This window comes from Aequorivita sp. IT1282 (assembly GCF_058068205.1).
Genome location: NZ_JBYRHR010000006.1, coordinates 167,348 through 186,396 on the forward strand (window position 1 = coordinate 167,348; position 19,049 = coordinate 186,396).

16 protein-coding genes are annotated in these 19,049 nt (G+C 38.4%); 11 read left to right on the plus strand and 5 right to left on the minus strand.

The features are described from left to right. Window positions 1-114: 114 nt before the first annotated feature. Window positions 115-1,992, plus strand: coding sequence for a B12-binding domain-containing radical SAM protein (locus AC3RVG_RS14095; RefSeq protein WP_489692112.1), 1,878 nt, complete (start codon window positions 115-117; stop codon window positions 1,990-1,992). 57 nt (window positions 1,993-2,049) lie between these two features. Here the strand turns inward: AC3RVG_RS14095 and AC3RVG_RS14100 are convergent, their stop codons facing one another. Together AC3RVG_RS14100 and AC3RVG_RS14105 are read right to left on the minus strand one after the other, a co-directional pair. Further along, a complete protein-coding gene (locus AC3RVG_RS14100; RefSeq protein ID WP_489692113.1) occupies window positions 2,050-2,370 on the minus strand; it encodes a thioredoxin family protein in 321 nt (106 codons plus the stop codon). Window positions 2,371-2,379: 9 nt separating this feature from the next. Continuing rightward, window positions 2,380-2,835: a hotdog fold thioesterase gene (locus tag AC3RVG_RS14105; protein ID WP_489692114.1), complete on the minus strand. Its 456-nt coding sequence runs from the start codon at window positions 2,833-2,835 to the stop codon at window positions 2,380-2,382. A 273-nt stretch (window positions 2,836-3,108) separates the two neighbouring features. Between AC3RVG_RS14105 and purK the strand changes: the two genes are divergently transcribed. The 3 genes from purK to AC3RVG_RS14120 all read left to right on the plus strand — a co-directional run bounded on the left by purK (window position 3,109) and on the right by AC3RVG_RS14120 (window position 7,067). Further along, window positions 3,109-4,263: a 5-(carboxyamino)imidazole ribonucleotide synthase gene (purK, locus tag AC3RVG_RS14110; protein WP_489692243.1), complete on the plus strand. Its 1,155-nt coding sequence runs from the start codon at window positions 3,109-3,111 to the stop codon at window positions 4,261-4,263. 151 nt (window positions 4,264-4,414) lie between these two features. Beyond that, window positions 4,415-4,906 carry a 5-(carboxyamino)imidazole ribonucleotide mutase gene (gene purE, locus AC3RVG_RS14115; RefSeq protein ID WP_489692115.1) on the plus strand — a complete coding sequence of 164 codons (492 nt, stop codon included), beginning with the start codon at window positions 4,415-4,417 and terminating at the stop codon, window positions 4,904-4,906. A 145-nt stretch (window positions 4,907-5,051) separates the two neighbouring features. Next, window positions 5,052-7,067: a M3 family metallopeptidase gene (locus AC3RVG_RS14120; RefSeq protein ID WP_489692116.1), complete on the plus strand. Its 2,016-nt coding sequence runs from the start codon at window positions 5,052-5,054 to the stop codon at window positions 7,065-7,067. A 159-nt stretch (window positions 7,068-7,226) separates the two neighbouring features. Here the strand turns inward: AC3RVG_RS14120 and AC3RVG_RS14125 are convergent, their stop codons facing one another. Further along, window positions 7,227-8,687: a M20/M25/M40 family metallo-hydrolase gene (locus tag AC3RVG_RS14125; protein ID WP_489692117.1), complete on the minus strand. Its 1,461-nt coding sequence runs from the start codon at window positions 8,685-8,687 to the stop codon at window positions 7,227-7,229. A 255-nt stretch (window positions 8,688-8,942) separates the two neighbouring features. On the opposite strand from AC3RVG_RS14125, the gene AC3RVG_RS14130 reads away from it, so the two are divergent. Together AC3RVG_RS14130 and AC3RVG_RS14135 are read left to right on the plus strand one after the other, a co-directional pair. Further along, on the plus strand, window positions 8,943-9,488 hold the full coding sequence (locus AC3RVG_RS14130; protein WP_489692118.1) for a sigma-70 family RNA polymerase sigma factor: 546 nt from the start codon (window positions 8,943-8,945) through the stop codon (window positions 9,486-9,488). A 5-nt stretch (window positions 9,489-9,493) separates the two neighbouring features. Beyond that, window positions 9,494-9,748, plus strand: coding sequence for a hypothetical protein (locus AC3RVG_RS14135; RefSeq protein WP_489692119.1), 255 nt, complete (start codon window positions 9,494-9,496; stop codon window positions 9,746-9,748). Here AC3RVG_RS14135 and AC3RVG_RS14140 read toward each other — a convergent pair. Then, window positions 9,745-10,563: a UbiA prenyltransferase family protein gene (locus AC3RVG_RS14140; protein ID WP_489692120.1), complete on the minus strand. Its 819-nt coding sequence runs from the start codon at window positions 10,561-10,563 to the stop codon at window positions 9,745-9,747. The genes AC3RVG_RS14135 and AC3RVG_RS14140 overlap by 4 nt on opposite strands. Before the next feature lie 131 nt (window positions 10,564-10,694). On the opposite strand from AC3RVG_RS14140, the gene gcvP reads away from it, so the two are divergent. The 3 genes from gcvP (at window position 10,695) to AC3RVG_RS14155 (ending at window position 15,287) form a co-directional block, all read left to right on the plus strand. Next, window positions 10,695-13,544, plus strand: a complete 2,850-nt coding sequence (gene gcvP / locus AC3RVG_RS14145; RefSeq protein WP_489692121.1) for an aminomethyl-transferring glycine dehydrogenase — start codon at window positions 10,695-10,697, stop codon at window positions 13,542-13,544. Between the two features lie 120 nt (window positions 13,545-13,664). Next, window positions 13,665-14,723: a 3-oxoacyl-ACP synthase III family protein gene (locus AC3RVG_RS14150; RefSeq protein WP_489692122.1), complete on the plus strand. Its 1,059-nt coding sequence runs from the start codon at window positions 13,665-13,667 to the stop codon at window positions 14,721-14,723. Between the two features lie 42 nt (window positions 14,724-14,765). Then, on the plus strand, window positions 14,766-15,287 hold the full coding sequence (locus tag AC3RVG_RS14155) for a class I SAM-dependent methyltransferase (RefSeq protein ID WP_489692123.1): 522 nt from the start codon (window positions 14,766-14,768) through the stop codon (window positions 15,285-15,287). On the opposite strand, the gene AC3RVG_RS14160 is transcribed toward AC3RVG_RS14155, so the two are convergent. Then, window positions 15,288-16,844 carry a T9SS type A sorting domain-containing protein gene (locus AC3RVG_RS14160; RefSeq protein ID WP_489692124.1) on the minus strand — a complete coding sequence of 519 codons (1,557 nt, stop codon included), beginning with the start codon at window positions 16,842-16,844 and terminating at the stop codon, window positions 15,288-15,290. Window positions 16,845-16,897: 53 nt separating this feature from the next. Between AC3RVG_RS14160 and AC3RVG_RS14165 the strand changes: the two genes are divergently transcribed. Both AC3RVG_RS14165 and AC3RVG_RS14170 read left to right on the plus strand, forming a co-directional pair. Next, window positions 16,898-17,761 carry a glycosyltransferase family 2 protein gene (locus tag AC3RVG_RS14165; protein WP_489692125.1) on the plus strand — a complete coding sequence of 288 codons (864 nt, stop codon included), beginning with the start codon at window positions 16,898-16,900 and terminating at the stop codon, window positions 17,759-17,761. Window positions 17,762-17,930: 169 nt separating this feature from the next. Continuing rightward, window positions 17,931-19,037: an alkaline phosphatase gene (locus tag AC3RVG_RS14170; RefSeq protein ID WP_489692126.1), complete on the plus strand. Its 1,107-nt coding sequence runs from the start codon at window positions 17,931-17,933 to the stop codon at window positions 19,035-19,037. Window positions 19,038-19,049 lie beyond the last annotated feature (12 nt).

Sequence of the window (19,049 nt, forward strand, 5' to 3'; positions counted from 1 at the left end):
CGTAAATGAGAAAAATAAAAGGGGAGAGGATCAAATATAGGTTTTAAATTTAAAACAACCAATTACCACTATCAATTCAACCAACCATAAATCAAAGAATCCTACCTTTGCCCCATGCAATCCAAAATCCTATTTATAACGCCACCCTTTACCCAGCTAAACACCGCTTATCCGGCGTCGGCATATTTAAAAGGTTTTTTGGAAACTCACGACATTGCTGTACAAACTTGCGATTTAAGCATAGAACTCTTTACCGAAATTTTTACGAGCGATTTTCTTCGCGCTATGTTTCAAGAGGCACAAGCCTTAAAGCATTTTGATTATCCCGAAGTTCGTAAAATGAAGGCCAAGTACATTCAATGTGTGGATGTTGTTATTCCGTTTCTTCAAAAGCAGGATATTGCAACGGCGCATAAAATTTTGGCACCTAATTTTTTACCGCTGGGCCATAGACTGTCTAAGGTAAATACTACAATTAAATGGGACGCTGGCGAAATTGGCATCATCGATAAAGCAAAACATTACGGAACGCTTTTTATTGAAGAGATAGGCGATTTTATGCAGGCCAATGTAGATGAGTTTTTTGCCTTTACAAAGTACGCCGAGCAGATTGCCACCTCTGCCAGTAGCTTTAATGAAATTGATGAGTTTTTAAGTTTTCAGCCAACTATCATTGAAGAGAAAATGCTGGATATTCTAATGGAAAAAATTAAAAAAGAGCAGCCACTTTTGGTTTGCTTTACCATTCCTTTTCCAGGAAATCTGTTTGCAGCCTTGCGTTGCGCGCAGTTTACAAAACAGTTTTTTCCTGACATTCACGTTGCTTTTGGTGGTGGCTATTGCAACACCGAACTGCGTTCGCTTACAGACCCAAGGATTTTTGAATTTGTAGATTTTATTTCCTTGGACGATGGCGAAGGGCCATTGCTAAAATTGGTTCAGTATCTGAAAGGGAAGGTTTCTATTGAAGATTTGGAACGCACTTATGTGCTGGAAGACGATGCAGTTGTTTATAAGAATAAATTTCCGAACACCATTTACCACCACAGAAACTTGCCGGCGCCAGATTATTCTGGCTTGCCTTTTGAAAAATATGTGTCTTTTCTGGATGTGGTAAACCCGATGCACCGAATGTGGACGGATGCCCGATGGAATAAAATGACCATCTCTCACGGCTGTTATTGGAAACAATGTTCGTTTTGTGATGTGAGCTTGGATTATATTGGGAATTACCAAAATACAACCGCTGAAGATTTAGTCAATAAAATTGAAAAAATAGTTAAAGACACTGGCATTACAGGTTTTCATTTTGTGGATGAAGCTGCGCCACCAAAGATGTTACGGGCTTTATCGGAAGCATTACTAAATAGAAATGTAAAAATTACTTGGTGGACGAATATTCGTTTTGAAAAGACATTCAGCTTTGAGCTCTGCGAATTAATGGCTAAATCAGGCTGTATAGCCGTAACCGGTGGCTTGGAAGTAGCTTCCGATAGATTACTCGCCAAAATGAAAAAAGGGGTTGATATTGCACAAGTAACGCGCGTTACCCATAATTTTTCTGAAAACAATATTATGGTTCACGCCTATTTAATGTACGGATTTCCCACCCAAACGGAACAGGAAACTATTGATTCGCTAGATGTGGTACGACAGTTGTTTGAACGCAATTGCATACAGTCGGCGTATTGGCATCAGTTTACTACTACTGTTCACAGCCCTATCGGGAAGAACCCGCAGGATTTTGAAATAATTGTTACCGGACCCGAATTTGAAGGTTTTGCCCAAAACGATTTATACCACGAAGACCCAAAAGGCGCCGATCATCCAAAATACACCAAAGGATTAAACTTGGCACTGCACAATTATCTAAATGGAACAGGTTTCGACAAACCGATGCAAACTTGGTTTGATTTTCCGGTGCCTGCTACAAGTCAGCCGGGAGATATGATTGAGGGGTTTTTATTGGAAGCTGTAGGCTCCAAACTTTAAGCTGGGTGAGTTTAGCACCTACGCCTAAACAAAAACACTCTTCAACAATAAAAAACCTCAACCCATTAGCATGTTATAAGGTCGCGCTATTATTTGCGCTAGTTCCGGGATACTCATTAGTCTTACTTTCCTCAAAAATTCTTTCCCTTCAAAGAAAATCAATAAGGTTGGCGCCGAGAAAACGCCATAAACGCCAGAAATTCCTGGCGCTTTATCTATTTGCACATTCACGTATTTTATAGCGGGAAAACGAGTAGCCAGCAACTCCTCCACTTTGGGGCGTAACGCTTCACAAACCCCACAATTGGGCGCAGAAAAGTAAACCGCCACCGCAGTTTCCGCGGCAATTAATTCTTGTAAAGTTTCGCTATTCATCATAGAAAAATTTTAGTTATCTATATCGTCGCTTTCGTCGCGAAGGTCACTCATTCGTGTAAAATTATAAACACCCTTTCCTTCGGCGATTAGCTCGTCATTCTGAAATGCTTTCATTCGCGCTACAAGTATTCTATTACCAAACCGAATAATTTTACCTTCAACCATAATTGCTTCGGGTTTGGCGCCCTTTAAATAATCTATCCTTAAATCTATAGTTGCTATTTTATCTTCCAACGACGTAAAGCGAGTAGCGCCAATAACACCGCCCACAGAATCCATAACGGTAGCAATCACGCCGCCGTGCCATCTGTTATTCCTGAAATCGCCCACCAATTCTTTCCTAAAAGGCACGGTAATCCGTACGAAGTTTTTTTCGAGCAGCACAATTTTTAATCCCAAAAACTTGTGCATTGGGATGCTTTCTTCAAAGGTGGTTTTTAAAAGTTCTATATTATTTTGGAGCATTTTTTTTATTATTTTTTCAATGTGGAGCAATTCTTCAAATTTAGAAATAATCACGCACACTACTTGCCAAAAACCGCATTTCAATTTCACTTCTTTTTAATAATTCGCGGAATCTTTTAAGATGAAAAATTACCCGTTTAACGAAAAACGAAATAACTATCTTTGCAAAATCAAAACTGGTCCACCAAAGCTTTTAGCAAAATTGGAGACAACAGACAACAGACAACCGACAACAGACAACAGACAACAGACAACCGACAACAGACAACTGCTATGAACTACTTCTCTACCAACTTCACCCTCGGCATTCTTGGCGGCGGACAGTTGGGCAAAATGATGCTCTACGAAACCCGCAAATGGGACATCCGCACTAGCGTTCTCGACCCAAGCGCAGAAGCTCCCTGCCGCATTGCCGCAGACAATTTTGAACAGGGCGACCTAATGGATTTTGAAACGGTTTATAACTTCGGAAAAAAAGTAGATGTACTCACTTTTGAAATTGAAGGCGTAAATATTGAAGCATTAGAAAAGTTAGAAAGCGAAGGCGTAAAGGTATATCCAAGTTCGGCAACGCTCAGAAATATTCAAGACAAAGGGGTTCAGAAACAATTTTATAAAGAGCACCAAATACCTACTTCGCCTTTTAAAGTTTACAAAGATAAAAATGAATTAAACGAAGCTATTGTCCGTAAAGAGCTGCATTTTCCTTTCGTGTGGAAAAGTTGCACCGGCGGTTACGACGGCAAAGGTGTGAGCATTATTCGCGATGCAGAAGGTACAATCCCTCTTTCTGAAGGTGCTTGCATTGCAGAAAAACTGATTCCTTTTAAAAATGAATTGGCTGTAATAGTTGCCCGCAATCCTTCCGGGGAAGTAAAAACCTACCCAGTGGTAGAAATGGAATTTCACCCCGAAGCCAACCAAGTAGAATACGTAATCTGCCCCGCCAGAATAGACGATGCCGTGGCAAACAAAGCAAGAGCATTGGCTACAAAAGTTTCCGAAGCATTTAAGCATGTAGGCCTTTTGGCGGTAGAAATGTTCCAAACTGAAGACGATGAAATCTTGGTAAACGAAGTAGCTCCGCGCCCGCACAACAGCGGTCATTACAGCATTGAAGCCAGTTACACCAACCAATTTGAGCAGCAAATACGAGCTATTTTAGATTTGCCTTTGGGAAACACAGACAGTAAAGTTGGCGGAATTATGGTAAACCTTGTTGGCGCTGAAGGTCACACTGGCCCCGTAGTTTATAAAAACATAGAAAAAATACTAGCGATGGAAGGCGTAACGCCTCACATTTACGGTAAAAAAGAAACGCGACCTTTCAGAAAAATGGGCCACGTAACAATAGTAAACAAAGACCTGAACGTAGCACGAAAAATTGCGGAGGAGGTTAAGAAGACTATTGAAGTAATTAGTGAATAAAATGTCCCCTCGAATAGCCTGTACTGAGCGCAGTCGAAGTATAGTCGAGAGGTCATTGTTAAGCCAAATTATCATTAAAAAGTAGGTCTCGACTTAAGTTTATCTTGAGCGGAGACGAAAGACTCGACCAGACAAACGAAAACAAAAATCAATGAGCAAAGTAGCAATAATAATGGGAAGCACCAGCGATCTGCCAGTTATGCAGGACGCCGTAGATATTTTAAAAGAATTCAATATAGAAGTGGAAGTAGATATCGTTTCCGCCCACCGCACTCCCGACAAACTTTTTGATTACGGAAAAAACGCACATACGCGCGGCATTTCAGTAATTATAGCAGGCGCAGGTGGCGCGGCTCACCTTCCGGGGATGATAGCTTCACTATCGCCATTACCAATAATTGGCGTGCCCGTAAAATCCAGCAACTCTATCGATGGTTGGGATAGTATCCTTTCTATCCTCCAAATGCCCGGTGGCGTTCCCGTTGCAACAGTTGCGCTAAATGGCGCAAAAAACGCAGGTATCTTAGCCGCACAAATTATTGGAGCTTCCGATAAAGCGGTTTTGGATAAGATTATTGCTTATAAAGAAAGCCTGAAATTGAAGGTTGAAGAAGGCGCGGAGAAAGTGCGCAGTGGGCAGTAGCAGTAGCAGTGGTCAGTGGTCAGTGGTCAGTGGTCAGTGGTCAGTTAATTTGCTTTATAATTTTCAAAATCTGATAGCCATAATCTAACACTTAACTCTTAACATCTAACGTCTAACGTCTAACGTCTAAAATCTAATATCTTTAATGAATCCCCTATTACAACCCTTTAACACCGCCCCTTTTTCCAAAATAGAAAACGCACATTTCCTCCCAGCAATCAGTCAATTGATTGAAAAAACTAGGGAAGAAATAGATGCTATAACTTCAAATACGGAAGTAGCTACTTTTAAAAATACCGTGGAAGCTTTGGAAAATACTGGCGAACAATTAGATCGAGCTACGAGTATTTTCTTCAACCTCAACAGCGCCGAAACTAATGACGAAATTCAAAAAATAGCGCAGGAAGTTTCGCCAATGCTTACTGAATTCAGTAACGATATATTGCTAAACGAGGCTTTGTTTGAAAGAATAAAAACGGTTTACAATCAGAAGGACTCACTAAATTTTTCCGAAGAACAGCAGATGCTGCTCGACAAAAAATACAAAGCTTTTTCACGAAACGGCGCCAATCTTTCCGAAGAAAAGAAAACACAATTGCGCAAAATTGATACGGAGCTTTCAAAATTGAGCCTCACTTTTGGTGAAAATATTTTAGCTGAAACCAATAAATTCGAACTTCAAATTACAGCCGAAAAAGATCTCTCCGGACTTCCCGAAGGTGTAATCGAAGCTGCTGCCCAAACCGCCGAAGAGAAAGGAAAAGAAGGTTGGGTTTTCACTTTAGATTATCCAAGTTACGTTCCGTTTTTAACCTATGCCGACAATCGCGAATTGCGTAAAAAATTGGCAATCGCCTTTGGCGCTAAAGGTTTTAATAATGACGAATTAGACAACCAGCAAAATGTTTTGCAGATTGCAAACCTTCGTCACCAACGTGCAAATCTGCTGGGATATAAAAGTCACGCGCACTTTGTACTTGAAGAACGAATGGCCGAAACACCCGAAAAGGTAAAGTCGTTTTTAAATGAATTGCTCGAAAAAGCAAAACCCGCCGCCAAAAAAGAGTTTGCAGAATTAACCACTTTCGCAAAGGAATTGGACAACATCGATCATTTAGAAAAATGGGACGGCGCTTACTATTCTGAAAAACTAAAACAGAAACTCTTCAATCTCAATGATGAAAAACTGAAGCCATATTTCGAATTAAAGAATGTAATTAATGGCGTTTTCACGGTTGCCGAAAAATTATACGGACTTCATTTTGAAGAGGTGCAAAACATAGATAAATACCACGCAGATGTAAAAACCTATGAGGTAAAAGACGACGCAGGCGAATTAGTTGCCATCTTTTACGCAGACTTCCACCCACGTGCTGGAAAACGTAATGGCGCTTGGATGACTTCATATAAACCACAACAAATGAAGGGTGGTGAAAATGAGCGTCCGCATATTTCAATCGTTTGTAATTTCACCAAGCCTACGGCAAGCAAACCTTCGTTATTGACTTTTAATGAAGTAACAACTTTATTCCACGAATTTGGTCACGCGTTGCACGGTATGTTAGCAAACACCCACTATCCTAGCCTTTCTGGCACTAGCGTTTACTGGGATTTTGTTGAATTACCGAGTCAGATTTTAGAGAACTGGTGTTATGAAAAAGAAACTTTGGAGCTTTTTGCCACACATTACAAAACAGGCGAAGTAATCCCAATGGAATACGTAGATAAAATAAAGGATTCTGCAACCTTCCATGAAGGAATGGCAACGCTGCGCCAGCTAAGTTTTGGAATGCTCGATATGGCTTGGCACGGAAGTGATCCTTCGGGAATCAAGGATTTAAAAGCTTTTGAAGTTGCTGCTTTTGACGACACCCAACTTTACCCAGATGTTAAAGAAAATTGCATGAGCACTGCGTTTTCGCATATTTTCCAAGGCGGGTATTCTGCGGGTTATTACAGCTACAAATGGGCTGAGGTGCTAGATGCAGATGCTTTCGCACTTTTTAAACAAGAAGGTATTTTCAATAAAAAAGTAGCAGATCGTTTTAAAAGTTTCGTGCTTTCGCAGGGCGGAACTATGGACCCGATGGAGCTTTACATTAAATTCCGCGGACAAAAACCTGATCCAGAAGCGCTTTTAAAACGCGCGGGATTGTTATAAATAAAAAGACCCCAAAGGTTTTTGAAACCTTTGGGGTCTTTTTCAATGTCACCTCGAGCGCAGTCGAGAGGTCTTGAGCGCAGTCGAGAGGTCCCTTTTTTGTAGGTTTCGACCTAAGTATAGCTTATCTTAAGCGGAGACGAAAGACTCGATTGAATACTAATTCAGTATAAACTTCTTCGTAAATGCGTGGCCGTTTTCTAAAGTGAACTTCGCAATATAAAAACCTTGTGCAAATTGTTGAAGCTGCACACTTCCGGTTTCGCTGTTCATTTCTTCAGAAATTATTCTTTGTCCGGCTACGTTGTAAACAGCAACTTCTTTTACGTTCGAAACTGTATTGTTTAAACGATAATTCAACGTTTTGTCTTTTACAAAAACACGAATTGCATTTTCAGAAAAGTCGTCTACAGAAAGTGTTTGTGGCTTAGCCGCTTCAATCAGAAATTCTAATCCGAGCTTGGCAAACTTTACACTGTGATCTGGAGTATTGAAAAACGAATACGTATCATCAGAACTGTGAATGTTGAAGTTGTGATCGCCAAAGTCTGCCTCAAAAGGGAAAGCAGCTTCATAACCATTATCTGCCCAACTTGCGTGATCTGAACAACCATAACCACATTCGGTGAAATTATAGCTAAAATTATGCGCTCCCGAGACATTGTAATGATCCATCAATTCAGTTAAATAATTATTTAATGATGCGCTATTGTAAGAATCGGTAGTAATATAAATATCACTGTTAGATCCTTTATAACCCGTCATATCAAACTGAACAAAAGCCAAAACATTTACGCCATTATTTGCATATTCTTCCGCAATTTCAGCAGAACCTACAAGTCCAACTTCCTCAGCTGCAAAAGCCATTACCTCAACGGTACGGCTTGGCACAAAATTCTTTTCTAAAAGCACGCGTACCATTTCGTTTAGCGAAGCAATACCAGAGGCATTATCATCAGCTCCAGGCGCATCATTATTATTAGGATTAGCTGTGGAATCGATATGCCCACCAATAATTACAAATTCGTCAGGAGTATTAGCACCATCCATCGTCAAAATAACCGAAGGCATTGGAGTGTTTGAGTGGTTGAATATTCTAGTATGCACGTCAGTTCTTCCTGATGCCAAAATCATCGCATCCCATTTTGCCTGTTGGTCTAAAACCGCTTGAACAGCTTGCGAACGCGTGTGATATCGCGTACCATAATTCTGAAGATCTAAAATATCGTTTTCAATATTTACTCCATCCACAAGGTTAAGACATTCATTTACAAATGCATCTTCGGTAATCGTAAAATTAACGAGAGGATTTCTGCGAGGTACGCGGTCTAAAGCTTGAATCGCTTTTTCCTTGGAGGCCCTGAAGATATATCCCGGCCCATGAGTTTTTACATTATCGTGAATTTTATGGATTACTTCTTCCGAAAGAAGCACGGCAGCCTGAGTGTATTTACTCTCAAAAATTGTAATCTCACTTGGGAAAAGTTCTTTGATGTAAGTAGCATCCTCAGCATTCATAGTGGCATACGTAGATTTAATACCTGCATGGGGGCTGGCTTGGGCACTAGCCATTACTGTAAATAATAGATACACAAGTACGCCTAAAGTAAATTTTTTCATTGGGATGTTTATAAAATTAATTTCAGTAAAAATATAATAACTGTGCAATTTAATAGTGAATTTCGAAAGTTTAACTATTCCAACCTGTTTGCATTCTGCATAATATCAGTGTTTATATCAAGAAAAAACTGCCCAAAAGTTCTAATAGAAAGGTGTAATTTCGCAATTGCTAAAAACACTTCAAACTAAATTTTAGTGAGTTCCGTATATATTAAAGAACTTACCTATTTTTGAAATAGGTTTAAAAACACTACTGTGGAATTATTAGATCCCGATAAATGGGTAGATAAATATGCCGATTACCTTTACAATTACACAATTGTTCGGGTAAACGACCCTATTGTTGCTCAAGATTTGATTTCAGAAACCTTTTTTGCAGGACTTAAATCGAAAAAGAATTTTAAGGGTGAAGCCACCGAACGCACTTGGCTGATTTCAATCTTAAAAAGAAAAATTATAGATCACTACCGAAAGACAAATTCGAAAAAAGGAAAGGCAGAGGTACATATTTCGTACAAAAACGAAGACTCTGAAGGGGATTGGCTGGAAGAAAACGCCGCAGATCCTTTTGATAAAACCGCCGAAGATCAAATGGAAAACGAGGAGTTGGGCTTAGCAATTTTTGAATGTTTGGGCCAACTTCCTGAAAAACAAGCAACGATTTTTAAAATGAAAACCGTTGATAATTTTGATACTGAAGCTATTTGTAAAGAATACAACATAACACCGTCTAACCTATGGGTAATAATCCACCGAGCACGAAAGACTTTAGCTGAGTGCTTGGAGAAAAATTGGTATTAATGCAAATGAAGTTTTTTTTAAAATGTAACGAAGCCGCAGAAGTGTGCGATAAATCTCAGTATAATGAAGCTGGGCCAATTGCTAAACTAATGCTAATGATGCATATTTTTATATGTAAAAGATGCCGTGGCTATTCAAAGAATAATAAAAAACTCACCGATACAATACAATCGGCGAATTTAAAGACGCTTTGCCCAGAAAGCAAACAGCTTTTAAAAACACAAATAAAAGAGAAAATTATTAAGGAGCAACACTCTTAAAATTGCTCAAAAAGCAGAAAAATAACCAACCACAATATAGGTAATCCCTCTATCCAAAAAGAGGCGAAATAACGATTCTGCATCGTTTTTGATATTACCAATAACCATCCTAAAATCACGCAAAAAATTAGAAGACTTATAAGGTAAGCCACTTCTGAATACGCCTTAAAAAATTCGAAAACTAGGCAGAAAAGCAAAATAAATTGTCCCAATAATTTTGTGTTTCTCACGCCAAACTGCTGCGGCAAGGTTTTAAGGTTTAACCCATCATAAGGTACATCGCGTATTTCAAAAGGTAAAATAAGCGCCACTACTATTAGAATTCGCTGCATAAAAGTTAAAAACACATCTGCCGAAATTGGCACTTCGGATGCTACAAAGGGCAAAATTACGGTCACACCCGCCCAGACAAAAGCCACAATGAAAATTTTTAAACCCGAAAAATTTCTAAGGTTTTTACTTCTTACAAACGGAACAGCGTATAAGAAGGTCGCCATTCCAAAACAAACCGTTATCAGCAATACTTTTATGGGAAGCTGATACGCAAAGTACACTAGCAAAACAAAACACACTGCGGAAAATACCTGAATTGTTTTTAAGGAATTTGTCAAAGTTCGGTGGTGCAAGCCAGCTACCTTGGCGTATTTCACAAAATTATATCCAGTTAAAGAAGCCAAAAAAACAAAGCCAATTAAGTGGCTTGAAAATTTCAATTTAAATTCTAAAACAGTTATTATTAGAAGCGATACAACAGCCAAGGCAACGTGTATACTGCTGTTTATGTAAAATGCAAAAACACCCTTTAGAAATTTCATAATATTAAAATTAAGCAATGTGTTAGCAACCTCACTAATTAGTTGATAAATATAGATTTCAAACCTTTAAAAAAGAAGCTATTTCACGTTAAAAATTGTAATTTTGCCAGCTAAATTTCAATCGCACTTTAATGAATACAGATTCTTTTGCTTTAAGACATATAGGACCCCGGGAAAATGATCTTCCCGAAATGCTTTCAACCATTGGTGTAAGCTCGCTAGATCAACTTATTTTCGAAACCGTTCCAGATGATATTTTGCTGAAAAAAGCATTAAACTTGGACACGGCGATGAGCGAACAAGAGTATTTAGAGCACATCACCGAGCTCTCTACAAAAAATAAAATTTTTAAAACATATATTGGTTTGGGCTATCACCAATCCAATACACCTCCCGTAATTCAAAGAAACGTTCTTGAAAACCCAGGATGGTACACGGCTTACACCCCGTATCAGGCAGAAATTGCGCAAGGAAGGCTAGAAGCTTTATTAAATTTCCAAACCGTAATTAGCGATTTAACTGGAATGGAACTTGCAAATGCTTCCCTTTTAGACGAATCTACTGCAGCTGCGGAAGCAATGGCGTTGCTGCTAAACGTACGCGACAAGGAAAAGAAAAAGAACAATGCTTTAAAATTCTTCGTTTCTGAAGAAATACTTCCTCAAACCCTTTCTTTATTGCACACTCGTGCGGAGCCTTTAGATATTGAATTGGTAATTGGCAATCACGAAGATTTTGACTTTTCAGAAGGATTTTTCGGTGCTTTACTTCAATATCCAAGTAAGACCGGAAAAGTTTATAACTATAAAAGCTTCATTGAAAAAGCGAACGACAACCAAATTAAAGTTGCCGTTGCTGCAGATATTTTGAGCCTTGTAATGCTTGAGTCTCCAGGTCATTTTGGTGTAGATGTAGTTGTAGGAACCACCCAACGTTTTGGTATTCCTTTAGGTTATGGAGGTCCGCACGCGGCTTTCTTCGCCACAAAAGATGAATATAAAAGAAGTATTCCAGGAAGAATCATTGGTATAACCAAGGATACTGACGGAAATAGAGCGTTACGTATGGCGCTTCAAACTCGTGAGCAACACATAAAGCGCGATAAAGCAACTTCAAACATTTGTACTGCACAGGTTTTGTTGGCTGTTATGGCTGGAATGTACGCTGTTTATCACGGGCCAGAAGGCCTAAAATATATTGCAAACAAAGTACATACAGGAGCCTTAACTCTTGCAAATGCTTTGGAAAAATTAGGTTTCGAGCAAATAAACGATACCTATTTTGATACTATCGCCATAAAAACAGATGCTACCAAAATTAAGTTTTTGGCTGAAGCCAAGGAAGTAAACTTCTACTATCCAGATGACGAAACAGTTTCAATTTCTATAAATGAAACTACTACTATAAAAGATCTCAATAAAATAGTCGCAATCTTTTCAGAAGCTAATAAAGGAGATTTTCAAAAAATTACTGAGTTAGAAACTGGCAATAAAATTCCAGAAGAAATTGCTCGTAAAACAGAATTTTTACAACAGGAGGTTTTCAATAAGTACCATAGTGAAACCGATATGATGCGCTACATCAAAAAACTGGAGCGCAAAGATCTTTCATTGAACCACTCTATGATTTCTTTAGGTTCTTGTACTATGAAATTGAATGCTGCTGCAGAAATGCTTCCTTTAAGCGACCCGATGTGGGGAAATATGCACCCATTCGTTCCAATAGAACAAGCTGAAGGATACCAAATAGTTTTAAAGAAACTAGAAAAACAACTTACTGAAATTACAGGTTTCGCTGGCACCTCTTTGCAACCAAATAGTGGTGCACAAGGTGAATTTGCTGGTTTGATGGTTATTCGCGCTTATCACGAATCTCGCGGTGACAATCATAGAAAAATTTGCTTGATTCCATCTTCAGCTCACGGAACAAACCCTGCAAGTGCTGTAATGGCCGGAATGAAAGTGGTAGTTACAAAAGCCAACGAGGAAGGCAATATTGATGTTGACGATCTTCGCGAAAAAGCGATAAAACACAAAGACAACCTTGCCTGTTTGATGGTTACCTATCCTTCAACTCACGGGGTATATGAGTCTGCAATTCGCGAAATAACAAGTATTATTCACGAAAACGGCGGACAAGTTTATATGGATGGTGCAAACATGAACGCACAGGTTGGATTAACACATCCTGGCGCTATTGGAGCAGACGTATGCCACTTAAACCTTCACAAAACATTTGCCATACCTCACGGTGGTGGTGGTCCAGGTGTAGGCCCTATTTGTGTTGCAGAGCAGTTAGTTCCTTTTTTACCTTCAAACCCAGTAATAAAAACTGGAGGAGAAAAAGCTATTTCAGCAATTTCTGCAGCGCCTTATGGAAGCTCATTGGTTTGCTTGATTAGCTATGCATATATCTGCATGCTTGGTGTAAATGGTTTAAAGAAAGCTACGCAACACGCAATATTAAATGCCAACTATATTAAAGAAAGACTTAACGGTCATTATGAAGTTCTTTATGCTGGAGAACGCGGTCGTGCTGCTCACGAAATGATTGTGGATTGCCGCCCGTTTAAAGCAAAAGGAATTGAAGTTACAGACATTGCAAAACGTTTAATGGATTATGGTTTTCACTCCCCAACGGTTTCTTTCCCTATCGCTGGAACTTTGATGATTGAGCCTACAGAAAGCGAAAGCAAAATGGCTTTAGATCAATTTTGTGACGCAATGATTTCCATTAGAAAAGAAATTGAAGCTGCAGATAAAGACGAACCAAACAACGTTTTGAAGAATTCGCCTCACACTTTGCAAATGCTTACAACAGATGATTGGAAATTTCCGTATAGCAGACAAGACGCAGCATTTCCGCTGGAATATGTTACTGAAAATAAATTTTGGCCAACCATACGTCGCGTAGATGACGCTTTTGGTGATAGAAATTTAGTTTGCACTTGCGCACCGATTGAAGCATATATGGAAGCTTAAAAATAAGTGTTCAAAACACAGTATTCAGAAGTCAGTATAAAGCACAATTAAGTACTGATTTCTGAACACTGAACACTGATTACCGAATTTTCCGTACTTTTAACCAAACTTTTCAACAATATGAATGTCAAGATAACAGGCATAGGAAGTTATATTCCGAGCGAAATTGCGAAGAATGAACATTTCGGGAAGCATCATTTTTACAATGATGACGGCACTCGCTTTGGTCAAGAAAATGAAACTATCATTGAAAAGTTCAAAGCTATAACGGGTATAGCCGAACGTAGGTACCTACCTAATAATCTAAATACTTCAGACATTGCAGCTTTTGCAGCAGAAAATGCAATCAAAAGTGCAGGTGTCAACAAAGAAGAATTAGATTATATAATAGTTGCTCACAACTATGGCGATGTAAAACACGGTTCTGTACAGAGCGATACGGTACCCAGCATTGCAACTCGTGTAAAACATAAACTTCAAATTAAAAACCCAAGTTGTGTAGGTTACGACATGCTTTTTGGATGTCCTGGTTGGATAGAAAGCATGATACAAGCCAACGCCTTTATAAAATCAGGTATCGCTAAAAGATGCTTGGTAATTGGCGCCGAAGCACTTTCTCGCGTGGTAGATCCACACGATCGTGATTCTATGATATATAGCGACGGTGCAGGTGCTGCGATTGTGGAAGCTTCCGAAGAAGAAGGAGGTATTCTTTCTCACGTAAGCGCAACTTATGCGTTTGACGAAGCTCATTTTATATATTTTGGCGAAAGCAACAATCTAGAGAAAAAAGACAATCGCCGATACATAAAAATGTATGGCCGTAAGATTTATGAATTCGCTCTAAGCCACGTGCCCGATGCAATGAAAACATGCCTTGAAAAAAGTGGTTTGGGAATAGATGAAGTGAAAAAAATCTTTATCCACCAAGCCAACGAAAAAATGGACGAGGCTATCGTTAACCGTTTTTATAAACTATACGGTAAAACTGCACCCGATAAAATTATGCCTATGAGCATAAATAAACTTGGTAATAGCAGTGTAGCTACGGTACCAACTCTTTACGATCTGGTATTAAACGGTGAGTTAAAAGGCCATTCAATCCAAAAAGGCGACGTTGTTATTTTTGCAAGTGTAGGCGCAGGAATGAATATTAATGCCATCGTTTATAAAGTTTGAAATAATCCAGAATTATGAATTCTGAATTCTGAATTAAAGAAAATGTACGAAGATAGATTTCCGAAGAAGCGATACAATCACACCCTAAATTTTCTGAACGACGTTATTTCCAAAGATGAAAAAATCTTGGATTTAGGGGTTACTAATCCGTTTTCTGAAATACTTTTAAAAGAAGGTTTTAACGTTACAAATACTAAAGGACAAGATCTTGATCTTGAAACCGAAGTTGTTAAAACAAATGATTACGAAGTAGTAACTGCCTTTGAAATTTTTGAACATTTAGTTTCTCCTTTCAATGTTTTGAAGGATATTGAAGCAAAAAAATTGGTCGCTTCTATTCCGCTAAAACTGTGGTTTACTAATGCCTACAGAAGTAAAACAGATAAGTGGGATCGCCACTATCACGAATTTGAAGATTGGCAATTTGATTGGTTGCTCGAAAAAGCTGGCTGGCGAATTGTGAAAAGTGAAAAATTCACCAATCCCGTAAACAAATTAGGAATTCGCCCAATTCTACGCAGATTTACACCCAGATATTATTTGGTTTACGCTGAGAAATTGTAACTATTGTTTTATTAGTTTAAAACTTTTTGAATTTCCGTTTTCTAAAGAAATTCTTACCACATAATTACCAATTGGCAGATAAGAGACATTAAAAAGGTTATTACTCAAATTATCATAAGTAACAACCAATCTTCCGTTTATATCAAATATTTGAATATGGGTAACATCAGCTAAACTGTTAAGACTAAAGGAGTTTTTAAATGGATTAGGGTAAAGAAAAAAGTTGTTTAATTTATTATCTATTTCTTCAATAGACAGAATAGCTCCAAGCTGTAAAATCCAAGCGCTTCCCTTTTCAGAACCTCCTTCATTATCAGAATAGGCACCCACAGCTATGCTGCTTTGTTCTGAAAGCCTCCCAACATTACTTACGCTAAAACCAAATGAATCTCCTTCCTCAATATCACCATCAAAATGCTGAAGCCCTTCCGTATACTTCACATAGCTATTTACAGTACCGTCAAAATTCAGATTAAGAATATAAAAAGCTCCAAAATTAAGCGCCCCGTTCTCACGATAACCTCTTGCGCCAACGACTATTTCAGTCAGTTCATCACCATTTAAATCTCCCATCAAATCAATTGACTTTCCAAAAAACATTTCGTCATTGAATTCAGTATCAAAATCTCCATCAGTATCGCTAATTTTTTGCAAGTTATTGACCGTGCCGTCTGTATTCATAAACAAGATATAAACCGCACCTCTACTATAGCCTCCGTCATTATCACGATAAGCACCCACGGCCAAATCAATAATTCCATCGCCATTAATGTCTCCAATATTCGCAATTGATCCCCCAAAATAATCACCCTCTTCTAAGGCGCCATTTAAACCACCTTGCGTATCACTTATTTTTTGATAATTTTTTACCGTTAAATTAGCATTAAGAAAGAGGATATAAACTGCACCCCTATCCGACCCACCGTCAGGATCTCTTCTAGCCGAAACCGCGATATCCTGAATTCCATCGCCATCTAAATCTCCAATAGCTTCAATATCCGTCCCAAACACATCCTCATCACCTAGTGGCGCGTTAAATCCACCTTCAGTATCACTAATTTTAACGTGAGAATTTACAGTTCCATCATTATTTAAGGATAGAATCCAAGCAGCTCCATGCCAATAACCCCCATCTCCATCATATTCTGCACCGACACCTATTTCTATTAATCCATCATTATTTATATCTCCTAAATATGATATAGAGGTTCCGAAAATATCCCATTCATCTAACTGCCCCTCAAAACCACCTTCTACACCACTAATTTTTTGATAAGTATTTACAGAACCTTCAATATTTAGGAAAAGAATATAAACAGCTCCATGATTAAATCCGCCATCATCATCCTTAATCGCAGATATAGCCACATCATTGATTCCGTCACCATTTAAATCACCAATTCCTTCAACAGAATACCCAAACCAATCCTCTATATCTAAACTACCCGTAAAACCTCCAATTTCAAATCCAATTTTTTCATAAATAACAACATCATAAACCTGTGCGTTGATTGAATTAAACAGGATAAGCGCCAAAAAAAATAATATTTTGTGCATAACAGAAATTTTAAATTTATACAATATCAATAAATATATAATATTTTTACTAAATGAAGATTTATATTATCATACCTGCCCATAATGAAGAAGCATTTATTGGAACATTACTCCAGTCCATTGTTGAGCAAACTCTTCTTCCAAATAAAGTAATCGTGGTAAACGACGCTTCAATGGATGGTACTCAAAATGTCATTAATCAATTTTCAGAAAAATATTCTTTTATTGAAAGCGTTTTTCTTAATTCTGAAGCGCTTCACGAACCCGGAGGTAAAGTAGTCAACGCTTTCTACAAAGGTTTTGAAACTCTTGACGCCAATTTTGACCTCATTGGCAAATTTGATGCAGATCTTATTTTACCGGTAGATTATTTTGAAAAAGTGTTAGCTTTATTCACTTCCGATGATAAAGTAGGCATTGCCGGCGGCAACCTTTATATTGAAAGAGAGAACGGCTGGGAGTTTGAAGCCATCTCAGAAAAAACAAAAGTCCGTGGCCCAATAAAATTATACCGGAAACAATGTTTTGAAGAAATTGGCGGTCTCAAAAAATCAATTGGTTGGGATACCGTAGACGAGCTTCTCGCTAAATATCACGGCTGGGATGTAAAAACTGATACTTCACTTCACGTAAAACATCTAAAACCTACGGGCAAGGTTTACACAAAAGCCTCCAAATACAAACAAGGCGAAGCATTTTATAAAATGCGCTACGGGTTTTGGCTCACTTTTATCGCTTCAGCAAAACTCGCTGCCAAAAAAAATAGTTTTCAGTTTTTTGTAGATTATATGAAAGGGTATCAAAAAGCTAAAAAAGACAAAGGAAATAGGGGTTTTATTGTTTCAGAAAAAGAAGGCGAGTTTATTAGAAAACTGCGCTGGAGAAATATTCGAAAGAAATTCGGTATTCAATCATAATTTTTTCAGCCTTAGATTCGTGGGGTTATTGCACAAAGCACTGAGATTCACGAAGGAAAATTAAGTCCGCAATTTTCAATCTTGAAACCTGAAACTTTTAGTTACAACAACATCTCCTTAACATTTAATCGCAGTTTAATTCGTTATTTTTGCTCGCAAAATTTTATCAATGAAATTCAAACTTTCTATCCTCTCAATTCTCCTTTCTTTTGCGCTACTTTCAACTTCTTGTGTTTCTGTTCAAGTAAAAGACAATACGGTTACTACAATTTCTTCGGAAGTAAAAAAACCTAAAAACATCATACTTTTAATTGGAGATGGCATGGGATTGAGCCAAGTTTCTACAGCTATTTACTACAAAGATGGTAAACCAAATTTTGAGCGTTTTAGTACTATCGGACTAAGCAAAACATCTTCTGCCAGCGCTTTGGTTACAGATTCTGCAGCTGGAGCCACTGTTTTTTCAACTGGCATTAAAACGTTTAACGGAGCAATTGGAGTTGACAAAGACACAATACAAGTACCAACAATTGTTGAACAACTATCAAAACGAGGCTTTGCTACGGGGATAATTTCAACTTCTTCCATTCAGCACGCCACGCCGGCAAGTTTTTATTCGCACGTAAAAAGCCGAAGAATGTATGAGGAAATCACCGAATTCGCGCCAAATTCTGGCGTTAATTTTTTCGCTGGCGGTGGGTTAAAATACTTCAACAACAGAAAAGACGGAAAAGACTTATTAGCTACAATGCGAGCTAACGGTTATGAAGTTATTACAGACCAACTTCCAAAAACGCCAAGCGAGAAAAACGAACTTATTTTACTTGCTGAAGATGCAATGCCGAAAATGAGTGAAGGCCGTGGCGATTTTCTTCCAATGGCAACAAAATTAGCTTTGGAAAAACTCTCCAAAAACGAAAATGGTTTTTTCTTAATGGTAGAAGGAAGCCAGATAGATTGGGGCGGACATAACAACGATGCCGATTATTTAATCCAAGAATTATTGGATTTTGACAAAACCTTAGGCGTTGCTTTGGACTTCGCTAAAGAAAATGGAGAAACACTTGTAATTGTAACCGCAGACCATGAAACTGGCGGTTTCACGCTGGCATCTGATGGTAGTGATTACAACAAAATAAAACCTTCCTTTTCTACCACTGGTCATTCAGGAACGATGGTGCCCGTTTTTGCTGAGGGTCCGGGCGCTTCCGTATTCAATGGAATTTTTGAGAGCATTGAAGTGTATTACAAAATGATGCGCCTTTTTGATAAATAAAAGCCAAAAAAA